Origin of the sequence: Streptomyces celluloflavus, from assembly GCA_000720995.1 — a bacterium.
Classification (GTDB): domain Bacteria; phylum Actinomycetota; class Actinomycetes; order Streptomycetales; family Streptomycetaceae; genus Streptomyces; species Streptomyces celluloflavus.
This window is the reverse complement of sequence record JOEL01000088.1, coordinates 6006-28894: the sequence shown is the minus strand read 5'-3', so window position 1 is coordinate 28894 and position 22889 is coordinate 6006. Positions and strand designations below refer to the sequence as shown.

Annotated in this window: 3 protein-coding genes and 2 pseudogenes; all 5 read left to right on the top strand. The window is 72.1% G+C overall.

The genetic code is table 11. From position 1 onward, the window contains the following. Positions 1–70 precede the first annotated feature (70 nt). The 5 genes and pseudogenes from IH09_RS35425 (at position 71) to IH09_RS40925 (ending at position 22849) form a co-directional block, all read left to right on the top strand. Complete coding sequence (locus IH09_RS35425) at positions 71–4918, top strand: type I polyketide synthase (protein ID WP_052861863.1); 4848 nt, start codon at positions 71–73, stop codon at positions 4916–4918. Next, positions 4918–7391, top strand: a pseudogene (locus IH09_RS40935) (type I polyketide synthase); the annotation flags it as partial. The gene IH09_RS35425 and the pseudogene IH09_RS40935, both read left to right, overlap by 1 nt. Continuing rightward, on the top strand, positions 7371–18590 hold the full coding sequence (locus tag IH09_RS35420; RefSeq protein ID WP_446750518.1) for a type I polyketide synthase: 11220 nt from the start codon (positions 7371–7373) through the stop codon (positions 18588–18590). The pseudogene IH09_RS40935 and the gene IH09_RS35420, both read left to right, overlap by 21 nt. Continuing rightward, positions 18587–20403: pseudogene (locus IH09_RS40930) on the top strand (type I polyketide synthase); the annotation flags it as partial. The gene IH09_RS35420 and the pseudogene IH09_RS40930, both read left to right, overlap by 4 nt. After that, positions 20342–22849, top strand: coding sequence for a type I polyketide synthase (locus IH09_RS40925; RefSeq protein ID WP_205379641.1), 2508 nt, complete (start codon positions 20342–20344; stop codon positions 22847–22849). The pseudogene IH09_RS40930 and the gene IH09_RS40925, both read left to right, overlap by 62 nt. The last annotated feature ends 40 nt before the right edge of the window (positions 22850–22889 follow it).

Here is a 22889-nt window from a genome sequence, read left to right as displayed (position 1 = left end):
GTACCGCCTGCGCCACTTGCGCTGTCGGCATGGGGTCCAGCAACAGCATCAGCATCCAGAGGTGGAAAGCGTGAGCGAGGACAAGCTCCGGTACTTCCTGAAGCAGGTCACGGCCAACCTGCACGAAAGTCGCGAACGCGTGCGTGAGTTGGAGGCCGTGACGGGCGAGCCCATTGCCGTCGTGGGCATGGGCTGCCGTTACCCGGGCGGCGTGCGCACGCCCGAGGACCTTTGGGACCTCGTGGCCTCCGGCCGGGACGCCATCGGCGGCTTCCCCGGCAACCGCGGCTGGAACCCGGGCGAGGCGGCCGCCCATGGATACCAGCGGCAGGGCGGATTCCTGTACGAGGCGGACGAGTTCGACGCCGACTTCTTCGGCATCAGCCCGCGCGAAGCCCTGGCCATGGACCCGCAGCAGCGGCTGCTGCTCGAAGTCGGCTGGGAGACACTGGAGCGCGCCGGGTTCGATCCGCGCGCGCTGCGCGGCTCGCGCACCGGCGTGTTCGTCGGCGCCACGGCCTCCGGCTACGACTGGTACGCACGGGCACAGGGCGGCGGCGAGGGACACCTCGTGGCGGGTAGCGCGATCAGCGTTCTGTCGGGGCGCATCTCCTACACGCTCGGTCTCAACGGGCCCGCGCTGACAGTCGATACGGCCTGTTCGTCGTCACTGGTCTCCCTCCACCTGGCGGCGCAGGCGCTGCGCGCCGGGGAGTGCTCCCTTGCGCTGGCCGGCGGTGTCATGGTGATGGCCACCCCGGTGATGTTCGCCGATTTCGCACGGCAGCAGGGGCTCGCATCCGACGGGCGCTGCAAGGCGTTCGCGGACGGTGCCGACGGCACGGGCTGGGGCGAGGGCGCCGGTCTCGTCCTCCTGGAGCGTCTTTCCGACGCGCGGCGCCTCGGCCACCCCGTTCTTGCGTTGATCCGCGGCAGCGCGCTCAACCAGGACGGCGCGTCCAACGGGCTCACGGCACCGAGCGGACCCGCGCAGCAGCGGGTGATTCGGGCGGCGCTTGCCGATGCGCGGTTGTCGGCTGGTGATGTGGATGTGGTGGAGGCGCATGGTACGGGGACGGAGTTGGGTGACCCGATCGAGGCGGGGGCGCTGCTCGCCACGTACGGGCAGGAGCGTGACGGCCAGCAGCCGCTGTGGCTCGGGTCGTTGAAGTCGAACATCGGGCACACACAGACAGCGGCGGGAGTCGGCGGCGTCATCAAGATGGTCCTCGCCCTGCAACACGGGCTGCTGCCGCGCACGCTGCATGCGGAGTCGCCGTCACGGCACGTGGACTGGTCGGCCGGCAACGTGCAGCTGCTTCATGAGCCGGTGGACTGGGCGCCGGCCGACGAACGGGTGCGGCGTGCCGGGGTCTCGGCGTTCGGCGCCAGTGGGACCAACGCGCACCTGATTCTGGAGGAGGCCCGGGAGCCGGAGGCCGCGGCGGAGGTGGACGCGGGGCCCGAGCCGGGTGACGCAGACGCGACGCCCGCGGAGCCACGGGGCTCGGTGTGGTTGGTGTCGGGGCGGTCGGTGGTGGCGCGTGCTGAGCAGGCTGGGCGGTTGCGGGGGTTTGTGGCGGGTCGGCCGGGGTTGTCGGTGGGGGATGTGGGGTGGTCGTTGGCGGTTGGTCGGTCGGGGTTTGAGGAGCGTGCGGTGGTGGTGGGGGGTTCGCGGGAGGAGTTGTTGGCGGGTCTTGGTGTGGTGGCGGCGGGGGAGTCGGGGCCGGGTGTGGTGGTGGGTTCGGTGCGGGGGCGTTGTCGGGTGGGGTTTTTGTTTGCGGGGCAGGGTTCGCAGCGGGTGGGGATGGGGCGTGAGTTGTATGGGTCGAATGCGGTGTTTGCTGGGGCGTTTGATGAGGTGTGTGGGCTGATTGAGGCCGAGTTGGGGATTGATTTGGCTGGTGTGGTTTTGGGTGAGGAAGGCGTTGGCGTTGGTGTGGGGGTTGGGGGTGTGGGGGTTGATTCGACGTTGTTTGCGCAGACTGGGTTGTTTGCGGTGGAGGTGGCGTTGGTTGCGATGTTGAGGTCGTTTGGTGTGGTGCCGGATGTGGTGGCGGGGCATTCGGTGGGGGAGGTTGCGGCGGCGTTTGTGGCGGGGGTTTTGTCGTTGGGGGATGCGGTGCGGTTGGTGTCGCATCGGGCGCGGTTGATGGAGGGGTTGCCTGGGGGTGGGGCGATGGCGGCGGTGGAGGCGTCGGAGGAGGAGATCGGTGTTGAGGTGGGGGGTGTGGGGTTGTCGTTGGCGGCGGTGAATGGTCCGCGGTCGGTGGTGGTGTCGGGGGATGTGGGTGTGGTGGATGCGTTGGTGGGGCGGTGGCGGGCGCGGGGTCGTCGGGCGCGGCGGTTGCGGGTGAGTCATGCGTTTCATTCGGCGTGGGTGGATCCGGTGTTGGGGGAGTTGGGGGAGGTTGCTGCGGGGTTGGAGTATGGGGTGCCTTCGGTGCCGTGGGTGGGTGCGTTGTCGGGGGAGTTGGTTCGGGAGCCGGGGGCTGCGTATTGGGTTGCGCAGGCGCGTGGGGCGGTGCGGTTTGCGGATGCGGTGGTGGGGTTGGTGGGTGAGGGGGTGGATGTTTTTGTTGAGGTTGGTCCGGATGGTGTGTTGTCGTCGATGGGGTCGTTGGTGGTGCCGGATGGGGTGTTTGTTCCGGTGTTGCGTGGGGGTGTCTCGGCGGTGGATGCGGTGGTTTCGGCGTTGGCGCGGGTGTATGTGGCGGGTGTGGGGGTGGAGTGGGGTTCGTTGCTTGCGGGGCAGCGGGTGGAGCTGCCGACGTATGCGTTTCAACGCAAGCGCTACTGGCCCGAAACCACGGTCCGTTCCGTGGCAAACAGCGGCTCCGAGGCGGAATCCGAGTTCTGGGCCGCCGTGGAACAGGGCGACCTCGCCGAACTTGCCGGGGAACTCTCCGTCGACGACGGAGTATTGCGCGAAGTGCTGCCCGCCCTCGCCGACTGGCGACGCAGGCAATGCGCGGACTCGGAGGTGGCCGACTGGCGCTACCGGGTCACCTGGGAAGGACTCATCGAGCCTGCCGCGGCCCGGCTGTCCGGAACCTGGGCGCTCCTGCACGGTTCGGGGCACGACCCCGAACCGGTGCGTGCGGCCCTCGAAGGGCACGGCGCGACCGTCCTGCTGGTGGACAGCGAGACAGCCGACCGCCGCGAACTCGGCGCACTCCTGAACCACGCCTTCGACGAGGTCACGGACCTGACCGGCCTGGTGGCACTGATAGCCCCCGGCAACGCGCGGGGCGCCGAGCAAGCCCTCGGCCTGGTACAGGCCCTCGGAGGCATCGGGGTCGACGCGCCCGTGTGGGCGCTGACCGAAGGCGCGGTCACGACCGCGTCCGGTGAGCCGGCGCCGGACCCCGAGCAGGCACAGGTCTGGGGCCTCGGCCGGGTGGCCGCGCTGGAGCACCCGCAGCGCTGGGGCGGCCTCGTCGACCTGCCGCCCGACCTCGACGCGCGCGCCGCCGACCGACTCGCCGCCGTGCTGTCGGGCGGTCTCGGCGAGGACCAGGTGGCGATCCGCCGCGCCGGGCTGCTGGCCCGCAGGGTTTCACGGGCGCCACTGCCGCGCACCGGGCATACCTGGACGCCGAGTGGCAGCGTCCTCGTCACCGGCGGAACCGGCGGCATCGCCCAGGCCGTGGACCGCTGGCTGGTCGAACGCGGGGCACGACACCTGGTCCTGACGAGCCGCAGTGGCCCGACGGCCGTAGGCGTCGCCCAGCTTGCGGCGGACCTGGCGGGGCAGGGCGCGTCCGTCGACGTGATCGCCTGCGACGTCGCCGAGCGCCCGCAGGTCGCGGCCGTCCTTGAGCGAATACCGGAGCTGTGCGGCGTGATCCACGCCGCCGGGATCGGGCAGATGACCGCGATGGAGGACCTCACCCTCCAGGACCACGCCTACGTGGTGAGCGCCAAGACCGCCGGCGCTCGCTGGCTCGACGAGTTGACGGCGGAGCGTCCGCTGGAGGCGTACGTGGTGTTCTCCTCCATCTCCGCGACCTGGGGCAGTTCGATGCAGCCCTCCTACGCCGCCGCGAACGCCTACCTGGACGCCCTCGTCGAGGGCCGGCGGGCCCGCGGCCTCGCCGCGACCTCGCTCGCCTGGGGCGTGTGGGGCGGCGCCGGAATGGGCGCAGGATCGGCGGCCGAGCAGTTGGGGCGCGCCGGACTGCGGCGCATGGCACCGGAGTTGGGCGTGCGCGCAATGGCGCAGGCCGTGGACGCAAAGGAGGGCGTGGTGGCGGTCGCGGACGTGGACTGGTCGGCGTTCGCGCCGACGTTCACCCTGCGGCGGCCGAGCACACTGATGGCCGGGGTTCCGGAAGCGCGGGCCGCACTGGCCACACCCGTACCGTCCGAAACCGGCACGGCCGCGGGCGGTCTCGCGCAGCGCCTCGCCGGGCTTGCCGTGGCGGAGCGGGAGCGCCTTGTGGTGGACCTCGTGCGCACCGAGGCCGCCGGTGCCCTCGGGCACGCGGACACGGCGGCCGTCGAGCCCGAACGGTCATTCAAGGACCTCGGCTTTGAATCGCTGACCGCCGTCGAACTGCGCAACCGACTGCAATCGGCCACCGGGCTCGTACTGCCCGCGACCCTGGCCTTCGACTACCCGAACGCGCTCGCCCTGGCCGCCTTCCTGCGCGCCGAAGCACTGGGCGAGGGCGACACGGACGAGCCGGGTGCCGCGCTCGCGGACCTGGACCGCCTCGAACGGCGACTCGCCGACACGGCCGGAGATGACGGCGGCACGGGCCTCCACGAGGAAATGCTGCGTCGGCTGCGCGGCATCCTCTCCCGCTATGACGAGCCCGAGGCGGCCGAATCCGCCGACGGCGACGTGAAGTTCGACTCGGCCACACCCGACGAGGTCTTCGACTTCCTCGACAAGGAGCTTGGGAGCGCGTGATGGAAAGCCAGGAAAGGCTCTTCGAGTACCTCAAGAAGGCATCTGCCGAGCTCCAGTCGGTCCGGAAGCGGCTGCGCCGCATCGAGGCCGACGTGCACGAGCCGATCGCGATCGTCGGCATGGGCTGCCGCTACCCGGGAGGGGTGCGTGCCCCGGAGGACCTGTGGGGCCTGGTCGACTCCGGCACGGACGCGGTGGGGCCGTTCCCGGCCGACCGGGGCTGGGACGAGCCGGACGCGGCCGGTGACGCGGACGCCGCGTTCGAGCCGCGGGGCGGATTCGTCTACGAGGCCGGCGAGTTCGATGCCGGATTCTTCAAGATCTCGCCCCGCGAGGCCCTGGCCATGGACCCGCAGCAGCGGCTGCTCCTTGAGGTCGTCTGGGAGGCCGTCGAGCGGGCCGGTATCGACCCGTCCTCGCTGAAGGGCTCGCGGACCGGCGTGTTCGCGGGCGCCTCATCCTCCGGCTACGGCGAGGGTGTCGTGCAGACCGACCCCGGAGCCGGGGCGTACCTGATGACGGGCAACGCCGCGAGCGTCATCTCCGGACGGGTGGCGTATACCCTCGGCCTCACCGGCCCCGCGGTGACGGTGGACACGGCCTGCTCCTCGTCCCTTGTGGCGCTGCACCTGGCGGTGCAGGCGCTGCGCGGCCGCGAGTGCGGTCTCGCCCTGGTCGGCGGCGTCACCGTGATGGCCACGCCGATGACGTTCGCCGAGTTCGCGCGGCAGCAGGGTCTGGCATCGGACGGTCGCTGCAAGTCCTTCGGGGCCGGCGCGGACGGCACGGGCTGGGCCGAGGGCGCGGGCGTGCTGGTCGTGGAACGACTGTCCGACGCACGGCGGGCGGGCCACCACGTGCTCGCGGTCATCCGCGGCAGCGCGGTCAACCAGGACGGCGCCTCCAACGGTCTTACGGCACCGAACGGGCCCTCGCAGCGCCGGGTGATCCGGGCGGCACTCGCCAACGCGCAGCTCGCGGCGGCCGACATCGACGCCGTGGAAGCGCACGGGACCGGGACGACCCTTGGCGATCCGATCGAGGCGCAGGCACTGCTCGCGACCTACGGCACCGACGAGGGGCGGGCAGCCGACCGTCCGCTGTGGCTCGGGTCGTTGAAGTCGAACATCGGGCACAGTCAGCAGGCATCGGGCGTAGCGGGCGTCATCAAGATGGTCCTCGCCCTCCAGCACGGGGTGCTGCCGCGGACACTGCACGCCGAAGAACCTTCGCCGCACGTGGACTGGACGGCCGGGAAGGTACAGCTGCTCCAGGAGCCCGTGGAATGGAGCGCGGGCGGGGAGCGGACGCGGCGGGCCGGTGTGTCCTCGTTCGGGATGAGCGGTACCAACGCGCACGCGATCCTGGAGGAGGCCCCCGAGGCGTCGGTCGACGCGTCGCGCGCGGAGCAGGACGAGAACGGCGGCGACGCACGGAAAGCGGACGCGCCGGCGGTGCTGGCCCGCACGGAGACTGTCCCGTGGCTGGTCAGCAGCCGCGACGCCGCAGGGCTCGTCGCGCAGGCCGGGCGACTGCACGCACACATACTCGCGCGCCCGGAGGTGGCCGCGGGCGATGTGGCCTGGTCCCTCGCGACGACCCGGTCCTCGTTCGAGCACCGCGCGGTGGTCCTGGGCGCCGGAGGGGACGACCTCGCGACGGGACTCGCGGCGCTGGCCGCACAGCAGCCCGCGGCCGGGGGCGTGACCGGATCGGTGCCGGTGGGGCGATCGGGGCGGACGGTCTTCGTGTTCCCGGGGCAGGGGAGTCAGTGGGTCGGGATGGGCCGTGAGCTGGCAGAAGTCTCGCCGGTGTTTGCGGCTCGGCTCGGGGAGTGTGCTGCGGCTCTGAAGCCGTATGTGGACTGGGAGCTGGACGACGTTCTGGCCGGTCGTCATGGGTTTGAGGCTGCGGATGTGGTGCAGCCTGCGCTGTGGGCCGTGATGGTGTCGTTGGCCGCTGTCTGGCAGGCAGCCGGTGTTCAGCCGGATGCGCTGAGGCTGCGGATGTGGTGCGGGAGCGTATTGCTCCGTTCGGGGAGCGGTTGTCGCTCGCCGCGGTGAACGGTTCGTCGGCGACGGTGGTGTCGGGCGAGCCGGAGGCTTTGCGGGAGCTGGCGGATTCCTGCCCGGAATCGGTCCGTACCCGCATCATCCCCGTCGACTATGCCTCGCACAGCGCTCAGGTCGACGACCTGCGTGAGGAAATCCTGTCGGTCCTGGACGGCATCGCCCCGCGCGAGGCGTCGATCCCGATGATCTCCGCGATGACCGGTGAGATGCTGACCGGCCCGGAACTGGACCCCGCCTACTGGTACGCCAGCCTCCGCGAAACGGTCGAGTTCGAGCGCGCCGTCCGCGTCCTCGCCGAGAGCGGTCACGGCACGTACATAGAGGTCTCCCCACACTCCGTACTGACCGGTGCGATCACCGACAGTCTGGACGAGGAGGCGGTGGTCGTCGGCACGCTGCGGCGCGAGGACGGCGGCGCCGAGCGGTTGCTCGCCTCGTTCGCCGCGGCCCACGTACAGGGTCTGCCCATCGACTGGCCGACCGTGCTCGGAGGCAGCGGCAGGACGGTCGAGCTGCCGACCTACGCCTTCCAGCACCGCCGTTACTGGCCGAAGGCGCCGGCCCGCGCCGACCGCACGAGCATCGCCGACTGGCGCTACCGCATCACCTGGTCCCAGCTCCCCGACCCCGTGAGCGGCCCAGCCCGGTCGGGTACATGGCTGCTGGTCGGCGACGGTCCCGACGCGAACGTCATCGCCCGTGCGCTCACCGACAGGGGCGCCCGGGTCCGTACCGCCGCTCCCGGGCAGCTCGCCCGGGCCGCGGACGAGTCCGTGACCGGCGTCGTCTCGCTGCTCGCCCTGGACGAGGAGCCCGAGGGCGCGCGGCACCCGTGGCTCGCGACCGGCGCCGCCACCACCGTCGCGCTGCTGCGCGACCTGGACGCGGCGGGGATCGCGGCACCGTTGTGGGTGCTGACCCGCGGCGCCGTCGGCACGGGCGCCGGCGAGGCCGCCACAAACCCCGCCCAGGCCCAGACCTGGGGCATCGGGCGGGTCGCCGCACTCGAACTCCCCGACCGCTGGGGCGGGTTGATCGACCTTCCGGAGTCCGGCGCCTGGGACGATCGCGCCGCCGCTCGGCTCGCCGCCGTCCTGGCCGACGGCACCGAGGATCAGGTCGCGCTGCGTCCGCACGGACTCCTCGGCCGCCGCCTTGAGCGCGCCCCCGAGCCGGAGCGCGCCGGTGCGCTCTGGACGCCACGCGGCACCGCGCTGATCACCGGCGGTACCGGTGCCATCGGCGCACACACCGCACGCTGGCTGTCCGAACGGGGCGCCCGGCGCATTGTACTGACCAGCCGCCGCGGCCCCGCTGCCGACGGCGTCGCCGCACTCGCCGCCGAACTGGCCATATCAGGCACATCGGTGGACGTACTCGCCTGCGACATCGCCGAGCGCTGCGCCGTCGCCGGACTCCTGGAGCGCATAGCCGCCACCGGCCCCGCGCTGTCCTCGGTGGTGCACGCCGCCGGGGTCGGCACGGGTGGGCCGGTCCTTGAGACCACCGCCGACGAGCTGGCCGCGGGCATGGCCGCCAAGGTCGGCGGTGCCCGCTGGCTCGATGAGCTGACCGCGGACCAGGATCTCGACGCCTTCGTGCTGTTCTCCTCCGGTGCGGCCGTCTGGGGCAGCGGTGGCCTTTCCGGCTACGCCGCGGGAAACGCCCACGTCGACGCGCTCGCCGAGGCCCGCCGGGCCCGCGGCCTGCCCGCCACGTCCGTGGCCTGGGGCCTGTGGGACGGCGGAGCCGACGGCGGCATGGTCGGTGACACGGCCGGGCGGGCGCTGCGCGGCCTCGGCATGCGCCTCATCGACCCGCCGCGCGGTATACGCGCCCTCGCCCGGGCGGTGGACGGCGACGAGGGTGTGCTGGCCGTCGCCGACATCGACTGGGAGCGCTTCGCGCCCACGTTCACCCTGCACCGGCCGAGCCCGCTGATCGCCGCGCTCGCCGCGGCCGAAAGCGGGACCGAGTCGGCCGCAGACGCTTCCCCCGTGGCCGAACAGGAAGCTCCCGCCAGCGCCTTGGCGCTGCGCCTCGCGGGCCTCGCGGCGGCCGAGCAGCGGCAGCTCCTCACCGATCTGGTGCGCCGCCATGCAGCCGCCGTGCTCGGCCACGACTCGGCGGATGCCGTCCAGGCGCAGCGCGCCTTCAAGGACCTCGGCTTCGACTCACCCGCCGCGATCGATCTGCGCAACCGCCTTGCGGCCGACGCCGGGGTGAAGCTCCCCGCCACCGTGATCTTCGACTATCCGAACGCCGCGGAACTCGCAGGACACCTGGGCGAACTGCTGCTCGGAGTGCAGGACGAGGCAGCGACCGACGGCGCCGGGCGCGTCGTCCCCATGGAGGGCGAGCCGATCGCCATCATCGGCATGGGCTGCCGCTACCCCGGCGGCGCCACAGGACCCGAGCAGTTCTGGGACCTCCTTGCCACAGGCACCGATGCCGTCGCCGACTTCCCGACCGACCGGGGCTGGGCCGAGTTCGAACGGCAATACGGCGGCGACGAGGTGGCCGCCGGCCGCGCCTACACCCGCCAAGGCGGATTCGTGTACAACGCGGCCGACTTCGACGCCTCCTTCTTCGGCATCAGCCCGCGCGAAGCCCTGTCCATGGACCCGCAGCAGCGGCTGCTGCTGGAGGTGGCCTGGGAGTCGGTGGAGGGCGCCGGGTTCGACCCGGCTTCGCTCAAGGGCAGCAGCACCGGCGTGTTCGTCGGAGCGACCAACTCCGGCTATGCAGTGGGCGGCGCCGGCGGCGAAGACGGTGGTGGCGCGGGCGGCTACGGGATGACGGGCGGCCTGACCGCCGTCATCTCCGGCCGCATCTCCTACACCCTCGGCCTCACCGGGCCTGCGGTGACCGTGGACACGGCCTGCTCCTCCTCCCTTGTGGCGCTGCACCAGGCGGTGCAGGCGCTGCGCGGCGGGGAGTGCACCATGGCGCTCGCGGGCGGCGTCGCCGTCCTCACCACACCCGCCCCCTTCATGGACTTCTCCCAGCAGGGCGGCATGGCCTCCAGCGGCCGCTGCAAGGCATTCTCCGCCGAGGCCGACGGCATCGGCTGGGGCGAGGGCGCGGGCATGCTGGTCCTGGAACGCCTCTCCGAGGCACGCCGCAACGGCCATCGCGTGCTCGGCGTGATCCGCGGCAGCGCGGTCAACCAGGACGGCGCCTCCAACGGCCTCGCCGCTCCCAACGGCCCCTCGCAACGCCGCGTGATCCGCGCGGCCCTTGCCAACGCCGGCCTCACGGCCGCCGATGTGGACGTGGTCGAGGCGCACGGCACGGGCACCGAATTGGGTGACCCGATCGAGGCGCAGGCGCTCCTCGCGACGTACGGCGCGGACGAAGCGCGGGCGGCGGACCGGCCGCTGTGGCTCGGCTCCGTGAAGTCGAACGTCGGGCACACCGGGTGCGCGGCCGGTGTGGCCGGTGTCATCAAGATGGTGCTCTCGATGCAGCACGGCATGCTGCCGAAGACCCTGTACGCCGATGAGCCCTCGCCCCATGTCGACTGGTCGGCAGGGAACGTGCAGCTCCTTCAGGAGGCGGCGGAGTGGGGTGCGGGTGAGCGGCCGCGCCGGGCCGGGGTCTCGGCCTTCGGGATCAGCGGCACGAACGTACACCTGCTGGTGGAGGAGGCACCGGCCGAAGAGGCCGCGCCGCCACAGCCCGCGGGCGCCGCACTCGCACCAGTCCTCGCGCGGAAGCTGCCGGTGTGGCTGCTGAGCGGGCGCGACACGGCAGGGCTCGCCGGGCAGGCGGGTCGGCTACGTGATTTCGCGCTGGCCCGACCGGGCCTGGCGCCGGTCGACGTGGCGTGGTCGCTGGCAACGACGCGGTCGGCGTTCGAGCATCGCGCCGTGGTGCTGGGCTCCGCGCGCGAGGAGTTGACGGCGGGGCTTACCGCGGTGGCCACGGCACAGCCTGCGGCGAACGTGGTGACAGGTTCGGTGGCGCCCAGCGGCGCGGGGCGGACGGTCTTTGTCTTCCCGGGGCAGGGGAGCCAGTGGGTCGGGATGGGCCGTGAGCTGGCAGAAGTCTCGCCGGTGTTCGCGGCTCGACTCGGGGAGTGCGCGGCGGCGTTGAAGCCGTATGTGGACTGGGAGCTGGATGATGTGCTCGCCGGTCATCATGGGTTCGAGGCTGCGGATGTGGTGCAGCCTGCGTTGTGGGCGGTGATGGTGTCGTTGGCCGCGGTGTGGCAGGCGGCCGGTGTTGAGCCGGATGCGGTGGTGGGTCACTCGCAGGGCGAGATCGCCGCGGCTGCTGTCGCCGAAATCTTGTCCCTCGATGATGCGGCGAAGGTGGTCGCGCTGCGGAGTAGGACGCTGAAGGTGTTGGCCGGTCGCGGCGGCATGATGTCGGTTGCGGAGGCTGCGGATGTGGTGCGGGAGCGCATTGCCGCTCAGGTCGACGACCTGCGTGAGGAGATCCTGTCGGTCCTGGACGGCATCGCCCCGCGCGAGGCGTCGATCCCGATGATCTCCGCGATGAGCGGTGAGACGGTGACCGGCCCGGAGCTGGATCCCGCCTACTGGTACGCCAGCCTCCGCGAGACCGTCGAGTTCGAGCGCGCCGTCCGCGTCCTCGCCGAGAGCGGTCACGGCACCTTCGTCGAGGTCTCGCCGCACCCCGTACTGACCGGTGCGATCGCCGACAGTCTGGACGAGGAGGCGGTGGTCGTCGGCACGCTGCGGCGCGAGGACGGCGGCGCCGAGCGGCTGCTGGCGGGCTTCGCCGAGGGCTTTGTGCGCGGCGTCCCCGTCGACTGGGCCACCGTGCTCGGCAGCGGCACGACCGTGGACCTGCCGACCTACGCCTTCCAGCGGCGCCGCTACTGGGCCGAGGCCCCGGCGGCCGGAGGCGCCACCGCCGAACCGGGCGACTCCCGCTTCTGGAACGCGGTGGAGCGCGGCCAACTGAGCGAGCTGGCCGGGACGTTGGAAGTGGACGAGGCGAGCCTCGGCGAGGTGCTGCCCGCGCTCGCCGCCTGGCACCGGCGCCGGCAGGCCGACACCTCGGTCGCGGACTGGCGCTACCGCATCACCTGGCAGCCGGCCTCCGAGGCCAACGCGGCGCTGTCCGGCAGCTGGCTGGTCGTCGGTGACAACGCCGAAGCGGCCGCCGTCGCCCAGGCCCTGTCCGCCCGCGGCGCCGAGGTCCGTACCGTCGCCGATCCGGCGGCGCTCGACCACACCCCGGCCGGCGGCCTGCGCGGCATCGTCTCGCTGCTCGCCCTGGACGAGACGCCGCTCGCGGACCGGCCCGCCGTGCCCCGTGGCACGGCCGGCACGCTGGCCCTGATGAAGGCGCTCGGCAAGGCGGGGATCGACGCTCCGCTCTGGGTCGTCACCCGGGGCGCGGTGCAGACCGGACCGGGCGAGGTGACGACCAGCCCGGCACAGGCACAGGTCTGGGGCCTCGGCCGCGCCTTCGGCCTCGAACAGCCCGACCGTTGGGGCGGCTTGATCGACCTTCCGGCTTCCGGAGCCCGGGACGACCGCACCGCGGACCGGCTCGCCGCCGCCCTCGCCGACGGCCGTGAGGACCAGCTCGCGCTGCGTGCGACCGGCACTCTGGCCCGCCGTCTGGTGCGCGCCGAGGCCCGGCGGGCCGGCGCCGGCAAGCCCTGGCGGCCGCGCGGCACCGTGCTGCTGACCGGCGGTACCGGTTCCATCGGCGCCTGCGTCGCCACGTGGCTCGCCGAACGCGGTGCTCCGCGCGTGGTGTTGACGAGCCGCTCGGGCCCGTCCGCTCCCGGCGTGGCGCAGATCGCCGCCGCCGCGGCCGGCGCGGGAGCCGCCGTCGAGGTGGTCGGCTGCGATGTCGCCGACCGGGACGCGCTCGCCGGCTTGCTGGCCCGGATCGACGCCACGGGACCGGCGCTCTCCACGGTGCTGCACTCGGCCAACGCCCCGTTCCTGGCCCGGATCGCGGACACCGACCTCGCCGGGCTCGCGTTCTCGCTCGGAACGAAGGCGGTCGGGGCTCGGCACCTTGACGAGCTGACGGCCGGGCTCGATCTGGACGAGTTCGTGATGTTCTCGTCGATTTCGGCGACGTGGGGCAGTAATGATCACGGTGCTTACGCGGCCGGGAACTCGTATCTCGATGCGCTGGCGGAGGACCGGCGGGCCCGCGGTCTGCCGGGGACCTCGATCGCCTGGGGCGTGTGGAACACCCGTGACTGGGACGCCGTCGACGCGCATCTGACGCAGCGCCCCGGAGCCGTCACCCCGAGCACCCTGCGGCGCCAGGGCATGAACTTCCTCGACACCGACCGTGCGCTGGCCGCCCTCGGCCAGACACTCGCGGACGACGAGACGTTCATCGCCATCGCCGACGTGGACTGGGAGAAGTTCGCGCCGGTCTTCCGCGCGGCGCGGCCCCGTCCCCTCCTTGAGACGGTGCCCGAGGCCCGCGACGAGGAAGAGCCCACGGCCGGGGAAACGACCGCCCTGCGCGGCGAGTTGGCCACCCGTCTTGCCGGACAGACCCCGGCGGAGCGGCAGCGCACCGTCGTGGAACTGGTGCGCGCGCAGGCGGCCGCCGTACTCGGCCACGGTTCGGCGGCGGACGTGCCGTCGGCGCGGGCCTTCAAGGACCTCGGCTTCGACTCGCTGACGGCCGTCGAACTGCGCCGCCGGTTGAACAGCGCAAGCGGGCTGCGACTGCCCGCCACCGTGGTGTTCGACTACCCGAACCCGACGGCGCTCGCCAAGGAGATCGTCGAACGGTTCTGCGGCAGCGAGCCGGTGGCAGGCGTCGCCGCACCCGTCGCGGCGACAGCGGCCGCGGCCTCCGCCGAGCCGATCGCGATCGTCGGGATGGCCTGCCGGTTCCCCGGCGGGGTGCGCACCCCCGATGAGTTGTGGCAGCTCCTGGCCGCCGGCGGGGACGCCATTTCCGGGTTCCCTGCCGACCGCGGCTGGGACGTGGAAGGGCTGCTGGACCCGGACCCGGACAAGCCGGGCACCACATATGCCTCCGAGGGCGGATTCCTGTCCGGGGCCGCAGACTTCGACGCGGGCTTCTTCGGCATCTCGCCGCGTGAGGCGTTGGCGATGGATCCGCAGCAGCGGCTGCTCCTCGAAACCTCCTGGGAGGCGATCGAAGGGGCCGGTATCGATCCGGAGGCGCTGCGCTCCACACCCGTCGGCGTGTACGCGGGAGCTGCCCCGTCCGGCTACTTCGGCGCGGGGACCGACACCACGGGGTCGGAGGTGCACCTGATCACGGGTAACGCGCTGAGTGTGCTTTCGGGGCGGGTCTCCTACACGCTCGGCCTTGAGGGCCCGGCGGTGACGCTGGACACGGCCTGCTCCTCCTCCCTTGTGGCGCTGCACCAGGCGGCGCAGGCGCTGCGCACCGGCGAATGCTCGATGGCCCTTGCGGGCGGCGTGACGGTGATGGCCAACCTCGTGGAATTCGTGGGCTTTTCCCGCCAGCGCGCGCTTGCGGCGGATGGGCGGTGCAAGGCGTTCGGGGACGGGGCGGATGGTATGGGTATCGCCGAGGGCGCGGGCATGGTGGTGCTTGAGCGGTTGTCCGAGGCGCGGCGCAAGGGGCACCAGGTTCTTGGTGTGATCGCGGGGAGTGCGGTCAATCAGGATGGTGCTTCCAATGGTCTCGCGGCGCCGAATGGTCCGGCTCAGCAGCGGGTGATCCGGGCTGCGTTGGCGAATGCCGGGCTTGTGGCTGCGGATGTCGATGTGGTCGAGGCGCATGGTACGGGCACGGAGTTGGGTGACCCGATCGAGGCGCAGGCGCTGTTGGCGACGTACGGGCAGGAGCGGCCGGATGCGGGGTCGCCGTTGTGGCTTGGTTCGGTGAAGTCGAATATCGGGCATGCGCAGCAGGCGGCGGGTGTGGCGGGGGTCATCAAGATGATCCTTGCCATGCGGCACGGAGTACTGCCCAGGACGCTGTTCGCGGACACGCCGTCCTCGCATGTCGACTGGTCGGCCGGCAACGTGCAGCTTCTTCAGGAGCCGGTGGAGTGGGGTGCGGGTGAGCGGCCGCGCCGGGCCGGGGTCTCGGCGTTCGGGATCAGCGGCACGAACGTGCACCTGATCCTGGAGGAGGCGCCCGCCGAGCAGCCGGAGACGACTGATGTGCCGGCCGAGCCCGCGGCACCGGTCCTTGACGGCACGCCCACAGTGCCGTGGCCGGTCAGTGGACGCGACGCGGCCGGGCTCGCCGGGCAGGCGGGTCGACTGCGTGAATTCGCCTTGGCCCAGCAGGAGCTGGCGGCGGGCGATGTGGCGTGGTCGCTCGCCACCACCCGTACCGCCTTCGAGCACCGTGCTGTGGTCCTTGGCACCGGACGCGAGGAGCTGACGGCGGGGCTCGTGGCAGTGGCCACGGGCCGTCCTGCGGGCAATGTGGTGACGGGTTCGGTGACGCCGGGTGGTGTGGGCCGGACGGTCTTCGTCTTCCCTGGGCAGGGCAGTCAGTGGGTGGGGATGGGTCGTGAGCTGGCGGAGGTTTCGCCGGTGTTCGCGGCTCGGCTCGGGGAGTGTGCGGCGGCTCTGAAGCCGTATGTGGACTGGGAGTTGGCTGACGTTCTGGCCGGTCGTCATGGGTTTGAGGCTGCGGATGTGGTGCAGCCTGCGCTGTGGGCGGTGATGGTGTCGTTGGCCGCGGTGTGGCAGGCAGCCGGTGTCCAGCCGGACGCCGTGGTCGGTCACTCACAGGGTGAGATCGCTGCGGCTGCTGTCGCCGGGATTCTGTCCCTCGATGATGCGGCGAAGGTCGTCGCGCTGCGGAGTAGGACGCTGAAGGTGTTGGCCGGCCGGGGCGGCATGATGTCGATCGCCGAGGCTGCGGATGTGGTGCGGGAGCGCATTGCTCCGTTCGGGGAGCGGTTGTCGCTCGCCGCTGTCAATGGGCCGTCGGCGACAGTGGTGTCGGGTGAGCCGGAGGCTTTGCGGGAGCTGGCGGACTCGTGCCCGGAGTCGGTCCGTACCCGCGTCATCCCCGTTGATTACGCCTCGCACAGTGCTCAGGTCGATGACCTGCGTGAGGAGATCCTGTCGGTCCTGGAAGGCATCAAGCCCTCCGAGGCGACCATCCCGATGATCTCCGCGATGACCGGTGAGATGCTGACCGGACCGGAGCTGGACCCCGCCTACTGGTACGCCAGCCTCCGCGAGACCGTCGAGTTCGACCGTGCCGTCCGCGTCCTCGCCGATAAGGGCCATGGCACGTACATAGAGGTCTCCCCGCACCCCGTACTGACCGGCGCGCTGGTCGACACCTTGGCCGAAGGCCCGGCCGATGAGCCGGTCGTCGTCGGCACCTTGCGCCGCGAGGACGGCGGCGCCGAGCGCCTGCTGGACTCGCTGGCCGGAGGGTTCGTGCGTGGCCTTCCTGTCGACTGGGCCAAAGTCCTGGGGCGTGGCACCACCGTGAAGTTGCCGACCTACGCCTTCCAGCACCGCCACTACTGGCCTGAGAACGTCGACGGTCCGGCCACGACGTCCGAGCCCACCGACTCCGGACTCTGGCGGGCGATCGAGAACGGTGAACTGCGCGAACTGGCCGCCTCGTTGGACGTGGAAGACGCGAGCCTGGGCCAGGTGCTGCCCGTGCTCGACGCGTGGCGCCGCCGGAACGAAACCGATTCCTCGGTGGCTGACTGGCGCTACCGGATCAGCTGGGCTCCGGTGCCCGATCGCGACGCCGCGGTCCTGTCCGGGACGTGGCTGCTTGTCGGCTCGTCGCCGGAGATTGCTCGGGCGCTCGCGGACCGGGGTGCGGAGGTCGTTACCGCTGAGGGTCCGGACGCCCTCGATCGGGTTCCGAATCCGGTGGAACTCACCGGGGTGGTCTCGGTGCTGGCTCTTGAGGCGGGGCCGCTCGCGGACGGGTCAGCTGTGCCGCGTGGTACCGCTGACACGCTCGCCCTGGTCCAGGCGCTTGACGCCGCCGGAATTGTGGCGCCGTTGTGGGTGCTGACGCGGGGTGCGGTGGGGACGGGGCCGGGTGAGGCCGTGACCTGCCCTGCTCAGGCGCAGGTGTGGGGCCTCGGTCAGGTGACGGCTCTCGAACTCCCGGAGCGTTGGGGTGGATTGATCGATCTTCCGCGTGAGTTCGATGCGCGGGCCGCTGTCCGGCTTACGGCTGTGCTGGCCGATGGGGGCGAGGATCAGGTGGCGTTGCGGGCGCGTGGGGTGCTGGCGCGGCGGCTTGTGCGTGCCGGGCAGCCCAGGCGTGATGGCGTGGGCTGGCGGCCGCGTGGCACTGTGCTTGTCACCGGTGGCACGGGTGGGGTGGGGGGTATCACCGGCCGTTGGCTGGCCGAGCGCGAGGCCGCCCGCGTCGTGTTGACCAGCCGCAGCGGCCCCGCAGCCGCGGGCGTCCCCGCGCTGGCCGCCGATCTCGCGGGCGCGGGCTCCGCGGTGGAGGTGGTCGGCTGTGATGTCGCCGACCGGGATGCGGTCGGCGCGCTCCTGTCCCGTATCGACGCCACGGGCCCTGCCCTGTCCTCCGTCGTGCACTCCGCAGGCGTGGGCGGCACCAAGCCGGTCAGCGAGACCGACGCGGACGATCTGGCCTCGATCTTCGCGGCGAAGGTCCACGGGGCGATGGTGCTCGACGAGCTGACGTCCGATCGGGATCTGGATGCTTTTGTGATGTATTCGTCGGGTGCGGGGGTCTGGGGCAGTGGTGGCCTGTCGGCCTATGCGGCGGCGAACGCGCATCTGGATGCGCTGTGTGACCGGCGGCGGGCGCGTGGTCTGGTCGCGAGTTCGGTGGCCTGGGGATTGTGGGCCGGTGTGGGGATGGCGGGTGGCTCGGAGGGGGAGCGGCTGCGTGATTTCGGGATGGAGGCGATCGATGCCGAGCGGGGGATGCTCGCTCTGGGCCAAGTTCTCGATGCGGGTGAGGGCGCGGTGGCGGTGGCCGGGTTCGATTGGGCGCAGTTCGCGCCGACGTTCACGTTGCGGCGCCGCAGTCCGTTGCTGACGGGGCTTCCCGAGGTTCAGCGGTTGTTGGGCGCGGGGGCCGCGACCGGCGTGGAGGAGCCGGGGTCGGGGCTTGCGGGGCGTGTGGCCGGGATGCCGGTGGGGGATCAGCGGCAGTTGTTGACGGATCTCGTCCGTCGGCATGCGGCGGCGGTGCTCGGTCACGATTCGGCCGACCCTGTTGAGCCGCAGCGGGCTTTCAAGGATCTGGGTTTCGACTCGGCGGGTGCGGTGGAGTTGCGGAACCGGTTGTCGTCCGCGGCCGGGGTGAAGCTGCCCGCCACGATGATCTTCGATTACCCGAACGCGGCGGCCCTCGCCGAGTACGTACGCGGCGAACTCGTGGGTGCGGACGGCGCGTCGGACGGCGACACGGTCGACCCCGTCCTTGACGGTCTTGACCGCCTCGAAGCGGCTCTCGCCGCTGCGGGCGGTGGTGGGGCTCGTCAGGACGTCACCGACCGTCTGCGCACCCTGCTCTCCCGCTGGCTGGATGACAGCGGTCCGCAGGCCGAGAGCGAAGGCGACGAGCAGCAGTCCATGGACGGACGCCTGGACGACGAAGCCTCCGCCGGCGAGGTACTGGACTTCATCAACAAGGAATTGGGGCTTTCGTGATGACCACTGGTACGCAGACCGGGCCGGGGGCCGAAGCCGGAGCAGGAGCCGGGGACAAGGAACTCCTCAACACCCTGAAGAAGCTCGCCGCCGACCTCTTCCGCACCCGCAAGCGGGTCCAGCAGCTCGAAGCCGGCAAGCGCGAGCCGGTCGCCATCATCGGGATGGGGTGCCGCTACCCGGGTGGTGTCACGGGCCCCGAGTCGTTCTGGGATCTGCTGACCGCCGGGACCGACGCCGTCGGCGGCTTCCCCACCGACCGCGGCTGGGACGCCTTCGAGGCCCAGTACGGCGGCGACGCCTACGCCCGCCAGGGCGGATTCGTCCACGACGCGGCCGACTTCGACGCCTCCTTCTTCGGCATCAGCCCGCGCGAGGCGTTGGCCATGGACCCGCAGCAGCGCCTTCTCCTGGAGACCGCCTGGGAAGCCCTGGAGCGCGCCGGGCTCGACCCGACCGGCCTGCACGAGTCCGACACCGGTGTGTTCGTCGGCGCCAACAGCTCCGGCTACGACGCGGTGCTCGGCGGTTCCGGTGCCGAGTCCGCCGGATACCTCCTGACGGGCAGCCTCACGGCGGTCGCGTCCGGCCGCATCTCGTACGTGCTCGGCCTGACGGGACCGGCCGTGACCGTGGACACGGCCTGCTCGTCCTCGCTGGTCGCGCTGCATCAGGCGGTGCAGGCGCTGCGTGCCGGTGAGTGCTCGATGGCCCTTGCGGGCGGCGCGGCAGTGATGGTCACGCCCGGCTCGTTCATGGAGTTCTCCGAGCAGGGCGGCATGGGCTCCAGCGGCCGCTGCAAGGCGTTCTCGGCCGATGCGGACGGCATCGGCTGGGCCGAGGGCGCGGGGATGCTCGTACTCGAACGCCTCTCGGACGCGCGCCGCAACGGACATCAGGTGCTCGCCGTCATCCGCGGCACGGCGGCGAACCAGGACGGCGCATCGAACGGCCTGACCGCCCCGAACGGGCCCTCACAGCGCCGCGTGATCCGCGCCGCCCTTGCCAACGCGCAGCTCGCGGCGGCCGACATCGACGCCGTGGAGGCCCACGGCACGGGGACGACCCTGGGCGACCCGATCGAGGCGCAGGCGCTGCTGGCCACCTACGGGCAGGAGCGGCCGGACGCGGAGTCGCCTCTGTGGCTCGGCTCCGTGAAGTCCAACATCGGGCACGCGCAGTGCGCGGGTGGCGTCGCGGGCGTCATCAAGATGGTTCTCGCCCTGGAGCACGGGCTGCTGCCGAAGAGCCTGTACGCGCAGGAGCCGACGCCCCACGTGGACTGGTCGGCAGGGAACGTGAAGCTGCTTCGAGAGCCGGTGGAGTGGGCGGCGGGTGAGCGGATGCGGCGTGCCGGGGTGTCGGCTTTCGGGGTCAGCGGCACGAACGTGCACGTGATCCTGGAGGAGGCGACGGAGCCGGGGACGGAAGCCGCGCCGAAGCCCGGGGGCCTGCGGCGAACGTGGTGACGGGGACGGTGCCGCCGGGTGGTGTGGGCCGGACGGTGTTCGTGTTCCCGGGGCAGGGGAGTCAGTGGGTGGGGATGGGGTGTGAGCTGGTGGAGGTTTCGCCGGTGTTCGCGGCTCGGCTCGCGGAGTGCGCGGCTGCCCTTGAGCCGTATGTGGACTGGGAGTTGGAGGATGTGCTCGCCGGTCGTCATGGGTTTGAGGCTGCGGATGTGGTGCAGCCTGCGCTGTGGGCGGTGATGGTGTCGTTGGCTGCCGTCTGGCAGGCGGCCGGTGTTCAGCCGGATGCGGTGGTGGGTCACTCGCAGGGGGAGATCGCTGCTGCCGCCGTCGCCGGGATCCTGTCTCGTCGACGACCTGCGTGAGGAGATCCTGTCGGTCCTGGACGGCATCGCCCCGCGCGAGGCGTCGATCCCGATGATCTCCGCGATGAGCGGTGAGGTGCTGGCCGGTCCGGAGCTGGATCCCGCCTACTGGTACGCCAGCCTGCGCGAAACGGTCGAGTTCGATCGTGCCGTCCGCGTCCTCGCGGAGAAGGGGCACGGCACGTATATAGAGGTCTCGCCGCACCCGGTCCTGACCACCGCTATCGCGGACAGCCTTGAGGAACGGTCCCCGGTCGCCGTCGGCACCCTGCGCCGCGAGGACGGCGGGGCCGAGCGGCTTCTGACGTCGTTCGCCGAGGCATACGTCCAGGGCGTATCCGTCGACTGGACCACCGTCCTCCCCACCACCGCCCGCACCGTAGGACTCCCCACCTACGCTTTCCAGCGCCGGCGCTTCTGGCCCGAACTGCCCGTCATCGAAAGCGATGGGGTCGCCGACTGGCGCTACCGCATCACATGGCAGCCCCACCCCCGGTTCGAGGCCGTCGCGGCAGCGCTGTCCGGCACCTGGCTGCTGGTCGGCGATGCCCCGGATGCCGCGGTCTTCGCTGACGCCCTGACCGCGCACGGCGCCACGGTCCGCACCCTCGCCGACCCGGCCGGGCTCGACCGGTTCGACGACGCCGGGAGCCTGGCGGGCGTCCTGTCCCTGCTGGCTTTCGACGAGTCCCCGGACGCACGCCACCCGTGGGTGCCGCGCAGCACCGCCGACACGCTGGCCCTGGTACAGGCGCTCGGCAAGGCGGGGATCGACGCTCCGCTCTGGATCGTCACCCGGGGCGCGGTGCAGACCGGACCGGACGAGGTGACGACCAGTCCCGTGCAGGCGCAGCTCTGGGGCCTCGGCCGGGCCGTCGGGCTTGAACACTCCGAGCGTTGGGGTGGCTTGATCGATCTTCCGGCTTCCGGAGCCTGGGACGACCGCACCGCTGCTCGGCTCGCCGCGGCCCTCGCCGACGGCCGCGAGGACCAGCTCGCGCTGCGTGCGACCGGCACCCTGGTCCGCCGTCTGGTGCGCGCCGAGCCGCGCCCCGCGGGCGGCACGCCCTGGCAGGCGCGCGGCACCGTGCTGCTGACCGGTGGCACCGGCTCCATCGGTGCCCGCGTGGCGCCCTGGCTCGCCGAGCATGGCGCCCCCCGCACCGTCCTGACCAGTCGATCGGGGCCTGCCGCGCCCGGCGTGCCCGGCATCGCGGCCGCCGCGGCGGCGGCCGGATCGGCCGTCGAGGTGCTGTGCTGCGACACCGGAGACCGCGCCCAGGTCGCGGGCCTGGTCGACCGCATCGAGCGGACCGGTCCCGGCCTCTCCACGGTGCTGCACTCGGCCAACGCCCCCTACCTGATGCGGGTGGAGGACACCGACCTCGACGGCCTCGCCTACGCGCTGGCCGCGAAGGCGGGCGGCGCCGAAAACCTGGACCAGGCCACCGCCGGGCTCGATCTGGACGAGTTCGTGATGTTCTCGTCGATCTCGGCGACGTGGGGCAGCAACGACCACGGCGCTTACGCGGCCGGGAACTCGTATCTCGATGCGCTGGCGGAGGACCGGCGGGCCCGCGGCCTGCCCGGCACCTCGATCGCCTGGGGTGTGTGGAACACCCGCGACTGGGACGCCGTCGACGCGACGATGGACCAGAGCCCCGGCCGGGTCACCCCGCACCGGCTGCTGCGCCAGGGCATGAACTTCCTCGACACCGACCGCGCACTGGCCGCCCTCGGCCAGACACTCGCGGACGACGAGACGTTCCTCGCCATCGCCAATGTGGAGTGGGAGAAGTTCGCGCCGGTGTTCAGCGCGGCCAGGCCCCGGCCGCTCCTTGACACGATCCCCGAGGCGCAGGAGCAGTCGGGGACGGATGCCGACGGCGCCGGATCCGGCGGCCAGGGCAGCGAGTGGGTCAAGTCCCTCGCCGCCGCCCCGCCCGCCGAGCGCCGCCGTCTGGCCACCGACCTGGTGCGCGCGCACGCCGCCGCCGTCCTCGGTCACGCCTCCGTCGACGAGGTGCTGCCGGCCCGCGCGTTCCGCGAGCTCGGCTTCGACTCGCTGACGGCGGTCGAGCTGCGCAACCGGCTCAACGGCGCCTGCGGTGTGCGTCTGCCCGCCACCGTCGTCTTCGACTACCCGAGCCCGGCAGCGCTCGCCGACTTCCTGCTCGAAGAGGTGTCGGGGCGTGAACTTGTCGGCCACACAGCCGTGTTGGATGAGTTCGATCGGCTTGCCGCCGGGCTCACCGCGTCGGACGAGACCGCCCGCGCCGAGATCGTCGCCCGCCTGGAGGCTCTGACGCAGCGCTTCCGCGCCCGCCCGTCCACCGCCCCGGAAGCGGAGAGCGGTCTCAAGGGGGCCACCGCCGATGAGATGTTCGCGCTCCTCGAAGACGAGCTCCACGACCCCTACCTCGACTGATCCCGCCCCGCAAAACCCCCGGAACCAAGCCCCACGGCCA

What these genes read in the sequence shown, in the direction of transcription:
- IH09_RS40925 (WP_205379641.1), top strand. Translation starts at nt 20,342, where the DNA reads ATGCGGTGGTGGGTCACTCGCAGGGGGAGATCGCTGCTGCCGCCGTCG.